The organism is Microbacterium gilvum (assembly GCF_039543865.1).
Taxonomy (GTDB): Bacteria; Actinomycetota; Actinomycetes; order Actinomycetales; family Microbacteriaceae; genus Microbacterium; species Microbacterium gilvum.
The window spans coordinates 41295-53256 of the sequence record NZ_BAABKO010000007.1; the positions used below are offsets into that span (position 1 = coordinate 41295).

Annotated in this window: 13 protein-coding genes; 8 read left to right on the forward strand and 5 right to left on the reverse strand. The window is 74.7% G+C overall.

Annotated features, from left to right (window positions below):
* Positions 1 to 21 precede the first annotated feature (21 nt).
* The 4 genes from ligD to dhaK are packed head-to-tail and all read right to left on the reverse strand — an operon-like array spanning position 22 to position 3384.
* Entirely contained in the window at positions 22 to 1044 is a 1023-nt protein-coding gene (ligD, locus tag ABD998_RS16510; protein WP_345441707.1) for a non-homologous end-joining DNA ligase, read from the reverse strand.
* Positions 1044 to 1748 (reverse strand): dihydroxyacetone kinase phosphoryl donor subunit DhaM, encoded by a 705-nt coding sequence (gene dhaM, locus ABD998_RS16515; protein WP_345441710.1) that lies wholly within the window; start codon positions 1746 to 1748, stop codon positions 1044 to 1046. The genes ligD and dhaM overlap by 1 nt, the downstream gene beginning before the upstream one ends.
* Positions 1745 to 2386 carry a dihydroxyacetone kinase subunit DhaL gene (gene dhaL, locus ABD998_RS16520; protein ID WP_345441713.1) on the reverse strand — a complete coding sequence of 214 codons (642 nt, stop codon included), beginning with the start codon at positions 2384 to 2386 and terminating at the stop codon, positions 1745 to 1747. Before dhaL ends, dhaM begins: the two co-directional genes overlap by 4 nt.
* A gap of 2 nt (positions 2387 to 2388) precedes the next feature.
* Positions 2389 to 3384, reverse strand: a complete 996-nt coding sequence (gene dhaK, locus ABD998_RS16525) for a dihydroxyacetone kinase subunit DhaK (RefSeq protein WP_345441716.1) — start codon at positions 3382 to 3384, stop codon at positions 2389 to 2391.
* 133 nt (positions 3385 to 3517) lie between these two features.
* Between dhaK and ABD998_RS16530 the strand changes: the two genes are divergently transcribed.
* The 7 genes from ABD998_RS16530 to ABD998_RS16560 all read left to right on the forward strand — a co-directional run bounded on the left by ABD998_RS16530 (position 3518) and on the right by ABD998_RS16560 (position 10066).
* On the forward strand, positions 3518 to 3970 hold the full coding sequence (locus ABD998_RS16530; RefSeq protein WP_345441719.1) for a nitroreductase family deazaflavin-dependent oxidoreductase: 453 nt from the start codon (positions 3518 to 3520) through the stop codon (positions 3968 to 3970).
* Between the two features lie 61 nt (positions 3971 to 4031).
* A complete protein-coding gene (locus ABD998_RS16535) occupies positions 4032 to 5342 on the forward strand; it encodes a cell division protein PerM (protein WP_345441722.1) in 1311 nt (436 codons plus the stop codon).
* 4 nt (positions 5343 to 5346) lie between these two features.
* A complete protein-coding gene (gene purN, locus ABD998_RS16540) occupies positions 5347 to 5937 on the forward strand; it encodes a phosphoribosylglycinamide formyltransferase (protein ID WP_345441725.1) in 591 nt (196 codons plus the stop codon).
* Positions 5938 to 5973: 36 nt separating this feature from the next.
* Positions 5974 to 7581 carry a bifunctional phosphoribosylaminoimidazolecarboxamide formyltransferase/IMP cyclohydrolase gene (purH, locus tag ABD998_RS16545; protein WP_345441728.1) on the forward strand — a complete coding sequence of 536 codons (1608 nt, stop codon included), beginning with the start codon at positions 5974 to 5976 and terminating at the stop codon, positions 7579 to 7581.
* A 124-nt stretch (positions 7582 to 7705) separates the two neighbouring features.
* Entirely contained in the window at positions 7706 to 9181 is a 1476-nt protein-coding gene (locus tag ABD998_RS16550) for an AlkA N-terminal domain-containing protein (protein ID WP_345441731.1), read from the forward strand.
* Positions 9178 to 9711, forward strand: a complete 534-nt coding sequence (locus tag ABD998_RS16555; protein WP_345441734.1) for a methylated-DNA--[protein]-cysteine S-methyltransferase — start codon at positions 9178 to 9180, stop codon at positions 9709 to 9711. The genes ABD998_RS16550 and ABD998_RS16555 overlap by 4 nt, the downstream gene beginning before the upstream one ends.
* A gap of 10 nt (positions 9712 to 9721) precedes the next feature.
* A complete protein-coding gene (locus ABD998_RS16560; protein ID WP_345441737.1) occupies positions 9722 to 10066 on the forward strand; it encodes a carboxymuconolactone decarboxylase family protein in 345 nt (114 codons plus the stop codon).
* Here ABD998_RS16560 and ABD998_RS16565 read toward each other — a convergent pair.
* Entirely contained in the window at positions 10035 to 10898 is an 864-nt protein-coding gene (locus tag ABD998_RS16565; protein WP_345441740.1) for a LysR family transcriptional regulator, read from the reverse strand. The two genes, ABD998_RS16560 and ABD998_RS16565, sit on opposite strands and share 32 nt — an antisense overlap.
* A 164-nt stretch (positions 10899 to 11062) precedes the next feature.
* On the opposite strand from ABD998_RS16565, the gene ABD998_RS16570 reads away from it, so the two are divergent.
* A complete protein-coding gene (locus ABD998_RS16570; RefSeq protein WP_345441742.1) occupies positions 11063 to 11929 on the forward strand; it encodes a sulfurtransferase in 867 nt (288 codons plus the stop codon).
* Positions 11930 to 11962 lie beyond the last annotated feature (33 nt).

An 11962-nucleotide genomic window follows, 5' to 3' on the forward strand; every position in this document is an offset into this window, starting at 1 on the left:
ACGAGCACGGGCGCGGGGCGCCTACTCCGGCTTCCGTGCGCGCGAAGGCTGCACGCGCGGGGGCTCTCCCGGCATCTTCGGGAAGTCGGGCGGGAACGGCAGCTCGCCGAGCCCGTCGCCGAGATCGCGCTCCCACCACTCCAGCAGCGTGTCGATCCGGGCCGGGGAGGCGGCGAACCCCTCCCAGGGATCGCCGACAGCGGCGAGGCGCTCCGGAACCGACCGCACCGTGAACGCGTGCGGGTCGACGCCGTCGAGCTCGTCCCACGTGATCGGCGTCGACACCGTCGCCTGCGCCACGGGCCGGGGGCTGTAGGCGCCGGCCATCGTCCGGTCGCGGTTGGCCTGGTTGAAGTCGATGAAGATGCGCGCTCCGCGCTCCTCCTTCCACCAGCTCGTGGTGACCTCCGACGGCATCCGGCGCTCCAGCTCGCGTGCGGCGGCGATGACGGCGTGCCGCACGTCGAGGAACTCCCACTGCGGCTCGATGGGGCAGAAGAGGTGGATGCCGCGGTTGCCGCTCGTCTTGATCCACGACGTCAGCCCCGCCTCGTCGAGCACGGCGCGCATGCCGTGCGCGGCGCGCGCCGCGTCCGGGAACCCCGTCCCCGGTTGCGGGTCGAGGTCGATCCGCAGCTCCACGGGATGGTCGGAATCGGACGAGGGCGACGCCCACGGGTGGAACACGACGGTGTTCATCTGCGCGGCCCAGACGATCGCGGCCGGCTCCGTGAGGACGAGCTGCGGATGGCGCCGCCCGCTGTTGTACGTCACGGTCACCGCCTCCACGTAGTCGGGAGCGCCCTTGGGCGGGTTCTTGGAGAAGAAGCTCTCGCCCTCGACGGAGTCGGGGAACCGCTCCAGCGACACGGGGCGGTTCCCGTTGTGGGCGAGGAACGGGCCCGACACGGCGATGAGGTACTCCGCGAGCTCGCGCTTCGTCACGCCGACCTCGGGCCACAGCACGCGGTCGGGGCTCGACAGGCTGATCTCGCGCGGGCCGTGCGGCCCGGGGACCGTGAGCGGGATGCGGGGCGACGCCATCACGCCTCCCCGAAGCCCGACTCGACGAGCGCGCGCACGACGTCGACGGCGCGGTCCGCGTCCGGGCCCTCCGCGGTCACGTCGATGACATCGCCCTTGCGCGCCCCGAGCGCCATGAGCCCGACGAGGCTGCGTCCGTCCACGGCGGGGCGCGTCGCCGTCCCGATGCGCACGACGGCGTCGACATCGCGGAGCGCGCTCGCGAGCGCCGCCGCCGGCCGCGCGTGCAGGCCGATCTCGTTCGTCAGCGCGAACGACTCCGAGCGGCCGGCGGCCGAAGCGGCGGGTTCGGGCGCGTCCGCATCGGCGCCGAGGTGCCGCAGCTTGGCGTCGAGCGCCCGCCGCGCCTCCCGCTCGACCTCGAGGAGCGTGCCGCCAGCGGCCGCGCGGGCCACGGCGGCGACGAGCCCCTCGACGAGCGGGGCGGCGGCGAGCCGCACCTCTCCGCGTGGCGCGGCGAGGTCGAGAGCGAGCTCGGACGAGAGGATGGCCGAGCCCAGGTCGGTGAAGACGAGGGTGCCGTCGGGGGAGGAGACCTCGTCGATCGCGGCCGCGATGAGCGTGGCGTCGGTGCCGGTCGCGCCGTCGGCCGTCCCCGCGGCGACGCGGAGCTCGAGCGTGGCTCCCTGCGCCATCTCCGCCGCGAGCGCGACGGCGGCCTCGGCGAGCGCGACGCTGTGGGAGACGACGACGAAAGAGATCACGACGCCTCCTCGGCGCCCCGGCCGACGGCCTCTTCGAGGGCGGCGAACAGCAGCGCCGTCGACTCCGATCCCGGGTCGACGTGGCCCGCGCTCCGTTCGCCGAGGTAGCTCGCGCGGCCCTTGCGAGCGATGAGCGGGGCGGTCGCGGCGCTCGCCTCGCGCGCGGCGGCGGCGGCCGCGGCGCTCGCCGCCGGCACGTCGTCGGATGCCGCCTCGAACGCCGCGACGGCCGGGGCGAGCGCGTCGACCATCGTCTTGTCCCCGCGCTCCGCCCTGCCGCGGGCGACGACGCCGTCGAGGCCCGCCCGCAGCGCGGACGCGAACGCCGCGCCGTCGAGCGTCGCGACCTGCCCCGCCGCGGCGCCGAAGCGCAGGAAGAACGTGCCGTAGAGGGGGCCGCTCGCGCCGCCCACGGTCGACACCAGCGCCATCCCCGTCGTGGTGCCGAACGCCTCGGCCGTGGCGGGCGGCGCCGCCGCCAGGCGTTCCGTCACGGCGGTCGCCCCGCGCGCCATGTTCGCCCCGTGATCGGCGTCGCCGATGGCGGAGTCGAGAGCCGTCAGGCGCTCCTCGTCGGCGACGACGCGATCGCGGAACAGCTCCAGCCAGCGGATGAGAGCGTCGAGGTCCACGGCCATCCTCAACGCCCCCACCGCAGCGCCGGCGTCTCGACGGGCGCATCCCACAGCGAGAGCAGCTCGTCGTCGGCGGCGAGCAGCGTCAGAGAGCACCCCGCCATGTCGAGGGACGTGATGTAGTCGCCCACGAGCGTCCGGGCGACGACCACACCCGCTCGGTCGAGGAGAGCGGCGACCTCGCCGTACATGAGGTACAGCTCGAGGAGCGGCGAGCCGCCCATGCCGTTCAGCATCGCGATGACCGGCCCCGAGCGGAAGTCGCGGTCGGCGAGCACGGGATCGACGAGCATCCGCGCGATCTCGCGCGCAGGGGCCAGTGGAACGCGGTGCCGGCCCGGCTCGCCGTGGATGCCGATGCCGATCTCCATCTCGTCGTCGCCGATCTCGAACGTGGGGCGGCCCGCCGCCGGCACCGTGCCGCTCGTGAGGGCCATCCCCATCGAGCGCCCCGATGCCGAGACCTTCTCGGCGATGCGGACGACCTCGTCGAGCGGACGGCCCTCCTCCGCCGCGGCGCCCGCGATCTTCTCCACCAGAACCGTGAGCCCCACGCCGCGACGGCCGGCCGTGTACGTCGAGTCCTCGACCGCGACGTCGTCGTGGACGAGGACGGACGCCACGCGCGTGCCCGACGCCTCGGCGAGCTCGGCGGCCATCTCGAAGTTCATGACGTCGCCCGTGTAGTTCTTGACGATGTGGAGGACCCCGCCGCCCGCGTCGGCCGCCGTCGTCGCCGCGAGGATCGGCTCCGGCGTGGGCGAGGTGAACACCTCGCCGGCGACCGCGGCGTCGAGCATCCCGAAGCCGACGTATCCGCCATGGAGAGGCTCGTGGCCGGAGCCTCCGCCCGAGACGAGCGCCACCCGCCCCGGCTCCTTCTTCGCCGCCCGGAGCACCACGCGATGCTCCGTGTCGATCCGCAGCGACGGATGGGCCGCCGCCATCCCCGCGAGCGCGTCGGGCACGACCGCCGCGACCTCGCCGATGAGCTTCTTCATGGGGTGCCCCCTTGCGATCGATGCCCCGCCCGTACGCCTCACTATCGGCAGGCCCGCGCAGGAGTGTCAAGGGGCGCGGGCGGATGTGCACGGCGTGCGCCCCCGGCCCTCCGCCGCATCGTAGGCTCGTGCCATGCCGCTTCAGGGAGAGTACGCACCGAGCACGTCGCAGTGGGCCCGCGAGCAGGCGGAGGCCTTCGAGGCCTCCGGCGGGACGGAGGCCGCCGTCCTCCCCGGGACGGACTGGCCCATCATCGTCCTGACGAACAAGGGCGCGCAGAGCGGGAAGCTGTACAAGACCGCGCTCATGCGCGTCGAGCACGAGGGCCGCTACGCCGTCGTCGCCTCGAAGGGGGGCGCCCCGAAGCCTCCCGTCTGGTACCACAACGTCGTCGCGAATCCGCACGTCGAGCTGCAGGACGGGCCGGACCGCCGCGACTACCTCGCCCGCGAGCTCGACGTCGACTCCGACGAGTACGCCCGTTGGTGGGACCGCGCCGTCGCCGCTTACCCGCCGTACGCCGAGTACCAGGAGAAGACGTCGCGCCGCATCGCCGTGTTCGTGCTGGAGCCGTTCGAGGCGTAACCGCCTGACAGCGGCGCGGGGCCGGGGAACTCGCACCGCGCGCGGGTAGGGTCGATGCGCCATGCACCGGATCCTCATCGCCCTGCTCGCCGCGTTCGATGCCCTCGTGGCGGCGCTCGCCGGTCTCGCGGTCGCCCTGGCGCCCCTCACCCTGCTCTGGGCGCTGACGCTGGGGGCCGGCGCCGACTGGGCGGCGCTGTGGACCGCCGCCGCCCGAATCTGGCAGCTGGGCAATCTCGTCCCGCTGTCCGTCTCCCTCGACGACGACGCGATCGTCGCGCTCGGCCTGCCCGACGACGGCGGCGCGTTCGGCCTCTCGCTCGCGCCCCTCGCGTTCGCGGTGTTCTCCGTCCTCTTCGCGGCACGATCCGGACGCCGCGCGGTGCGGAGCGGCGCAGGCGCCACGGGGGTGCTCGCCGGGATCGCGGCGACCGCCGCGATCGCCGCGATCGTGCAGCTCACCTCCGCGACCGCCGTCGTCGCGGCCGAGACCTGGCAGGCCGTCGTGCTGCCCGTCGCCGTCTACGGGGCGGGAGCCGTCGCCGGGGCCTGGGTCGAGGGATGGGCGGAGGGCGACGGCGGCCTCGTCGACGCCGTGCGGGCGCGTGTGGACGCGTGGTCGTCGAAGTGGCGGGAGGTGCCGTCGCTCGCCGTGCGCGGGTCGGCGGTCGCGGTGACGGGGGTGGTCGGCGCCTCGGCGATCGCGGTCGTCGTGTCGGCGGCGCTCCGGGCCGACGAGGTCGTCGCACTCTTCGAACGTGCGCAGGCCGACGCGCTGGGCGCGACCGCCATCGCGCTCGCGCAGCTCGCGTACGTGCCCACGCTGATCGGGTGGGCGCTCGCGTGGGTCGCGGGGCCCGGATTCGCGGTCGGCGCTGGCACGGCCGTATCGCCCGCTGGCACGCAGCTCGGTGTCGTCCCCGGCATCCCCGCGCTGGGGCTGCTCCCCGAGCAGGGGTCGCCCTGGCTCCTGCTCGTGCTGCTCGCGCCCGTCGCGGCGGGTGCGGCGGCGGGATGGCTCGCACGGTCGCTCCTCGTCGCGGAGTGGCGGATCGACCCTCCCGAGCAGCCCGAGTACGCGAACGAGGCGCCGCGCGAGCCGGTCTCGCCGCGGCTCGTCCTCGCCGTCGCGATCGCCGCGCTGTCGGGTGCGGCCGCCGCGCTCGTCGCCGCCGTCACGGCCGGGTCGATGGGCCCGGGTCGCCTGGCCGCCGTGGGGGCCGACCCCGGCCCCGTCGCGCTCGCCGTGGGACTCGAGGTGCTCGTGGGCGCGGCCATCCTCCTGCTCGCCCCTCGCTCGCGCGCGACCGCGGGGGATGAGGCGGAGCGCGATGCGGCGGATCAGGGGCTGAGCGGCGCGCCGCTAGACTAGGCGCGTGCTCTCGGTCGCCGTCCTCATCTCTGGCACCGGTTCGAACCTCCGCGCCCTCCTCGACGCCGCCGCCGAACCCGGATTCCCCGCCCGCATCGTCGCCGTCGGCGCCGACCGGGACGCGGAGGGTCTCGCGCACGCGACGCACTTCGGGATCCCGACGTTCACCGTCCCCTTCCGTGCGTTCGCCACGCGTGAGGAGTGGGGCGAGGCCCTCGCCGGTCGGCTGCGCGAGGTGGGAGCGGACCTCGTCGTCCTGAGCGGGCTCATGCGCCTGCTGCCCGCTCCGCTCGTCGACGAGTTCGCGCCGCGCCTCATCAACACGCATCCGGCGTTCCTGCCCGAGTTCCCCGGCGCGCACGGCGTGCGCGATGCGCTCGCCGCCGGCGTCGACGAGACGGGTGCGAGCGTGATCATCGTCGACAGCGGGGTGGACTCCGGTCCGATCCTCGCGCAGGAGCGCGTGCCCGTGCTGCCCGGCGACGACGAGGAGACGCTGCACGACCGCATCAAGCCCGTCGAGCGGCGGCTCCTCATCGACGTCGTCCGCCGTGTCGCGGACGGCTCGCTCGACCTCGAGTCCCCGGCGCGCTGACGCCAGATCCCCCGCCACACCGAGAAGGAGCCATCCATGGCCGGCCCTCGCCACGACAGCTCGCTCTACCGCGAGCGCGACATCGTCCCCATCCGCCGTGCGCTCGTCTCGGTGAGCGACAAGACCAACCTGCTGCAGCTCGCCGAGGCCCTCGCGGCCGCGGGCGTCGAGATCGTGTCGACCGGCTCGACGGCGGCGACCATCCGAGACGCCGGCCACGCCGTGACCGACGTCTCGAGCGTGACGGGCTTCCCCGAGTCGCTCGACGGCCGCGTGAAGACGCTGCACCCGAGCGTGCACGCGGGTCTGCTCGCCGACCTCCGCCTCGAGGACCACGAGCGCCAGCTCGGCGAGCTCGGCATCGCGCCGTTCGACCTCGTCGTGGTCAACCTCTACCCGTTCGTCGAGACCGTGCGCTCGGGCGCCGAGGGCGACGACGTCGTCGAGCAGATCGACATCGGCGGGCCCGCCATGGTCCGCGCGTCCGCGAAGAACCACGCCAACGTCGCGATCGTCGTGTCGCCGGAGTCGTACGGCGCCGTCATCGAGGCGGTCGCCGCCGGAGGGACGTCGCTCTCGCAGCGCCGCGAGCTCGCCGCGCGCGCGTTCGCGCACACGGCCGCGTACGACACCGCCGTCGCGGCGTGGTTCGCGGAGGGCACGATCGGCAGCGAGACCGAGCTGCCCGAGCACCTGACGATCAAGGCGGAGAAGCTCGGCGACCTCCGCTACGGCGAGAACTCCCACCAGCGCGCGGCGCTCTACTCGCGCGTGGGCGGTCACGGCATCGCCCAGGCGACGCAGCTGCAGGGCAAGGAGATGTCGTACAACAACTACGTCGACGCCGATGCCGCCCTGCGCGCCGCGTACGACTACGTCAAGCCCGCCGTCGCGATCATCAAGCACGCCAACCCGTGCGGCATCGCGGTCACCGCGCCGAACGCGCTCGACCCCATCGCGAGTGCGCACCTGCGCGCGCACGAGTGCGACCCGCTCTCGGCGTTCGGCGGCGTCATCGCGGCGAACCGGCCGGTCACGCTGAAGATGGCCGAGAACCTGCGCGACATCTTCACCGAGGTCGTCGTCGCGCCCGACTTCGAGCCGGCGGCGCTCGAGGTGCTGAAGGCCAAGAAGAACCTGCGCCTGCTCAAGCTGCCCGCCGACTGGAAGCAGGAGGAGATGGACGTGCGGCTCGTGTCGGGCGGCCTGCTGCTGCAGGACGCCGACCGGTTCCCGGACGACATCGAGTCGGTCGCGAAGGGCTGGGAGCTCGTCTCCGGCGAGCGCCCGTCCGACGACGAGATGCATGACTTCGTCTTCGCGTGGAAGACCTGCCGCGCCGTCAAGTCGAACGCCATCGTCCTCGCGAAGGACTCGGCCACGGTCGGAGTCGGCATGGGCCAGGTCAACCGCGTCGACTCCTGCAAGCTCGCGGTCGAGCGGGCCGGGGGTCGCGCCGCCGGGTCGATCGCGGCATCCGACGCGTTCTTCCCGTTCTCCGACGGCCCCGAGGTGCTGATCAACGCCGGCGTGCGCGCGATCATCCAGCCCGGCGGATCCGTTCGCGATGAGGAGACCATCGAGCTCGCCCGCGCCAACGGCGTGACGATGTTCTTCACGGGCGAGCGCCACTTCTTCCACTGAGACGCACACACCGCGAGCCGGCCGGGATCCCCGGCCGGCTCGCGGCGCCTCCGGGTGCGGTCGACGGCACCGCGATGTCCGAAAACCGCGAGCCGAGGACCATCCGCCGTGTCAGGCTGAGGGCATGGGCCCCGACATGACCTTCGCCGAGCGGTACCGTGCGATCTCGTCGCGCGATGCCCGCTTCGACGGCTGGTTCGTGACGGCCGTGCGCTCGACGGGCATCTACTGCCGCCCCAGCTGCCCCGCGCGCACGCCGAAGGAGGCCAACGTCACCTTCTACCCGACGAGCGCCGCGGCGCACGAGGCCGGCTACCGCGCCTGCAAGCGCTGCCTCCCCGAGGCCGCACCGGGGTCGCCGGAATGGAACCTCCGCGCCGACGTGGTCGGGCGGGCCATGCGCCTCATTGCCGACGGCGTCGTCGAACGCGAGGGCGTCGCCGGCCTGTCGGCACGACTCGGCTACTCCTCGCGCCACCTGGGCCGCCTGCTCGCGGCCGAGCTCGGCGCGGGACCCCTCGGCCTCGCCCGTGCTCAGCGCGCCCACACCGCCCGCATGCTCCTCGTCGGCACGGACCTCCGCGCCGCCGACGTCGCGTTCTCCGCCGGGTTCGCGAGCGTCCGCCAGTTCAACGACACGGTGCGCGAGGTGTTCGGGATGACCCCGACCGCCCTCCGCTCGACGCGGCGCGGCGCCGACGCGCCGGCCGGCATCTCGCTCGTGCTCCCCGTGCGGGAGCCCTTCGACCACGCCGGCCTGTTCTCCTGGATGGCCGCGCGCACGCTCTCGGGTGTGGAGGAGGGCGATCACGCCTCCTTCTCCCGCACCGTGCGCCTCCCCGGCGGGGCCGCGTGGTTCCGGATCGCCTTCGACGGGCGCCTGCGTCTCGACGCGCGACTCGAGAGCCTCGGCGACCTCGCGACGCTCGTCGCACGGGTCCGCCGCCTGTTCGACCTCGACGCCGACCCCGTCGGCATCGACGCGTCCCTCGCCGTCCACCCGGAGATCGCGCCCCTCGTCGCCGCTCGGCCCGGCATGCGCCTGCCCGGCGTCGCCGATCCGCACGAGATGCTCATCCGCGCCATGGTGGGACAGCAGATCTCCGTCGCCGCGGCCCGCACCCATCTCACACGGCTCGTCGCCGACCTCGGCGAGGAGATCGAGCTCGGCGGCGTGCGCGGACGGCTGTTCCCGACCATGCCGGCCGTCGCCTCGCGCGGCGCGGAGGTGCTCCGCGGCCCCGCCGCGCGCATCCGCGCCATCGTGGAGGCGGCCGAGGCGCTCGCCTCCGGAGCGCTCCCGCTCACGGCCGCCGACGATCCCGCCGAGCAGCGCGCCGCGCTCCTCGCGCTGCGCGGTGTGGGGGAGTGGACGGCCGACTACGTCGGCATGCGCGTGCTCGCCGCGCCCGACGTGATCCTCCCCGGCGACGTCGCCCTGCGCACGGGCGCCGCGACTGTCGGGCTCCCCGCCGATCCGCGGGCCCTCGTCGCCTGGGCGCAGCGCGCCGCCCCCTGGCGCTCCTACCTCTCGATGCACCTCTGGCGCGCCGCGCTCGACGCGCCGCGCACGCCCCGTCCGAAGGAGACCCCCGCATGACCGCCGTCCTCGAGACCCTCGACACCCCCGACGGGCCCTTCACGGTGCTGGCCGACGCCGAGGGCGCCGTGCTCGCCTCCGGCTGGACCGGCGACCCGGCCGCCGTCGTCGCGCGCGTCCACGCGGCGATCCGTCCGTCCCACGTCCAGACGGGACCCGTCGTCGCCGCCGACGCCGTCCGCGCGTACTACGAGGGCGACCTCGCCGCGATCGAGGGCGTGCCGGTGCGTCAGCACGGCACCCCGCTGCAGCGGGCGGGATGGACCGCACTGCGCGGCATCGCACCCGGCTCGCCGCTCACGTACACGGGATTCGCCGCCGCGCTCGGCTCTCCGTCCGCGGTCCGCGCGGCGGCGTCCATCTGCGCCCGAAACGCCCCCGCCCTGTTCGTGCCGTGCCATCGCGTCCTCCGCGGCGACGGGAGCATGGGCGGCTTCGCCTGGGGGGTCGAGGTCAAGAGAGCGCTGCTCGCGCGCGAGGCCGGTCACATCGCGTCATCCGACGTGCCGACGGCGTCGGCGCGCCCGTAGCGTCGTCTGCATGAGCGACTACTTCGACCGTCAGCACGACAAGGCGTACACGCGGGTCTACAAGGAGCAGACCCCCGACATCCTGGCCACCTGGAACGACTTCAACTCCGCCGTCTTCGCGAAGGAGGGGCGCGCGCTCGAGCTGAAGCAGCGCGAGCTGCTCGCGGTGGCGGTCGCCATCACGACCCAGTGCGTGTACTGCATCGATGCGCACTCGCAGGCGGCCGTCCGCGCCGGCGCCACCGAGGCGGAGCTCGCGGAGACGGCGTGGGTGGCGACGGCCCTGCGCGCCGGCGGCGGCTTCGCTCACGGCCGACTCGCGTTCAAGCTGGGCGAGGAGGCCCACCGGCACTGAGCCGGACGAGCACGGCGCCCAGGAGGGCGGCGACGGTGTCGGCGATGCCGCCCTCGTGCGCGAGGCGGCCCGACAGGCGCACGACGGCGTCCCCCGGTTCCGGCAGCCCCGGCGCCGTGGGGAGGCCGTCGCCGCCGGCGTCGGGAACGAGCGCGACCCCCAGGCCCGCACGCAGCGCCTCGACCACTCCGCCGAGGCTCGCCGCCTCCGCGCTCATCTCGACGGGCCGCCCGGCGTCGGCGAGGAGCCGCAGCGCCTTCTGCCGCAGGCCCGGCGTCTCGTCGTAGCCCACGAGGCGGACGCCCGATGCGCGCGCCGCGTCGACGTGTCCCACCCAGCGCAGCGGGAGCCGCCCGATCGCACGCCCCGCGACGGCGTCGTCGACGTCGAGCAGGACCGCGAGGTCGACGACCTCGTGGCCGATGCGTCCCAGCAGGTGAGCCGTCGGCTCGACGCGCACGACGAGGTCGATGTCGGGATGGGCGTCTCGCAGTCCCTCCGCGAGCACGCGCAGCGCCGCAGCCGGCAGCACCTCCGCCGTCCCCACGACGAGGGTGCGCGGCCGGGCGACCGCGAGCCGCTCGAGCGCGTCGTCGTGCACGGCGAGGATGCGCCGGGCCTCGACGAGGAGGCGACGCCCGTCCGCCGTGAGAGCGGAGCCCCGGCCCGCCCGCCGCACGAGCGGACGCCCGATCGCGCCCTCGAGACGGCGCACGTGCTGGCTCACCGTGGGCTGGCTGAGCCCGAGCGCGTCGGCTGCGCGGCCGAAACCGCCCAGGTCGTCGATCGCCACGAACGTCCGCAGCTGGTCGACGTCGAGTCCGCCCGCCATGCCGTTCCTCCCATCCGTCGCGATGGCTCGGACGCTAGCGGGAGCCGCGCGTCTCCCGCGCCGCCCGCCGACACGGGGCGTCATCGCCGCGCATACGGCGACACACGGCGACCGCCGGCGACCATCCGCGTGCCGGCCGCCGACGCCCCCGCTACCGTTGCGGTATGAGCGACATCCTCCTCACCCCCGACGAGCTCGCCGAGCTGACCGCGCGCGACGAGAGCGTCCGCATCCTCGACGTGCGCTGGCGGCTCGACCGGCCCGATGGCCGACCCGAGTACCTCGAGGGGCACATCCCCGGCGCCGTGTACGTCGATCTCGACACGGAGCTCGCGGGGCACGGGGCCCCGCAGGACGGTCGCCATCCCCTCCCCGACACCGCGGCGCTGCAGGCGGCCGCGCGCCGGTGGGGACTGCGCGACGGCGACACCGTCGTCGTGTACGACGACCTGAAGTCGCTCTCGGCCGCACGCGCGTGGTGGCTCCTCGTCGACGCGGGCGTCGCCGACGTGCGCATCCTCGACGGCGCGCTGCGCGGCTGGGTGGCCGCGGGGCACGCCCTCGAGCAGGGCGACGTCGTGCCGGCGCCCGGCGACGTCACGCTCTCGGCCGGCCGTCTCCCGCAGCTCACGATCGACGCGGCGGCCGCCCTCGCCCGCGACGGCGTCCTGCTCGACGTGAGGGCGGAGGAGCGCTACCGGGGAGACGCCGAGCCGATCGACCCGCGCGCGGGCCACGTGCCGGGGGCGCGCAGCCTGTTCACGGGCGGGAACGTCGATCCCGACGGCCGCTTCCTCCCCGCCGATGTCCTCCGCGAGCGGTTCGCGGGCGCGGGCGCGCAGCCCGATCAGCCGGTCGGCGTCTACTGCGGATCGGGGGTCACGGCGTCCCACGCCTTCGTCGCCGCGCGCCTCGCAGGGTACGAGCCGCGGCTGTTCGCCGGGTCCTGGAGCGCGTGGAGCAACACGGGCCGTCCGGTCGCCATCGGCGGGGGCCGATTCGGAGACGAAAGCGCGGAAGCCCTTTCCTGAGGTGCATCCTCGGGCATAGGCTGGAGGGCTCGG

What these genes read in the sequence shown, in the direction of transcription:
- ABD998_RS16560 (WP_345441737.1), top strand. Translation starts at nt 9,722, where the DNA reads ATGAGCGACTACTTCGACCGTCAGCACGACAAGGCGTACACGCGGGTC.
- ABD998_RS16565 (WP_345441740.1), bottom strand. Translation starts at nt 10,898, where the DNA reads ATGGCGGGCGGACTCGACGTCGACCAGCTGCGGACGTTCGTGGCGATC.
- dhaL (WP_345441713.1), bottom strand. Translation starts at nt 2,386, where the DNA reads ATGGCCGTGGACCTCGACGCTCTCATCCGCTGGCTGGAGCTGTTCCGC.
- dhaK (WP_345441716.1), bottom strand. Translation starts at nt 3,384, where the DNA reads ATGAAGAAGCTCATCGGCGAGGTCGCGGCGGTCGTGCCCGACGCGCTC.
- ABD998_RS16535 (WP_345441722.1), top strand. Translation starts at nt 4,032, where the DNA reads ATGCACCGGATCCTCATCGCCCTGCTCGCCGCGTTCGATGCCCTCGTG.
- purH (WP_345441728.1), top strand. Translation starts at nt 5,974, where the DNA reads ATGGCCGGCCCTCGCCACGACAGCTCGCTCTACCGCGAGCGCGACATC.
- ABD998_RS16530 (WP_345441719.1), top strand. Translation starts at nt 3,518, where the DNA reads ATGCCGCTTCAGGGAGAGTACGCACCGAGCACGTCGCAGTGGGCCCGC.
- ABD998_RS16555 (WP_345441734.1), top strand. Translation starts at nt 9,178, where the DNA reads ATGACCGCCGTCCTCGAGACCCTCGACACCCCCGACGGGCCCTTCACG.
- ABD998_RS16550 (WP_345441731.1), top strand. Translation starts at nt 7,706, where the DNA reads ATGGGCCCCGACATGACCTTCGCCGAGCGGTACCGTGCGATCTCGTCG.
- ligD (WP_345441707.1), bottom strand. Translation starts at nt 1,044, where the DNA reads ATGGCGTCGCCCCGCATCCCGCTCACGGTCCCCGGGCCGCACGGCCCG.
- ABD998_RS16570 (WP_345441742.1), top strand. Translation starts at nt 11,063, where the DNA reads ATGAGCGACATCCTCCTCACCCCCGACGAGCTCGCCGAGCTGACCGCG.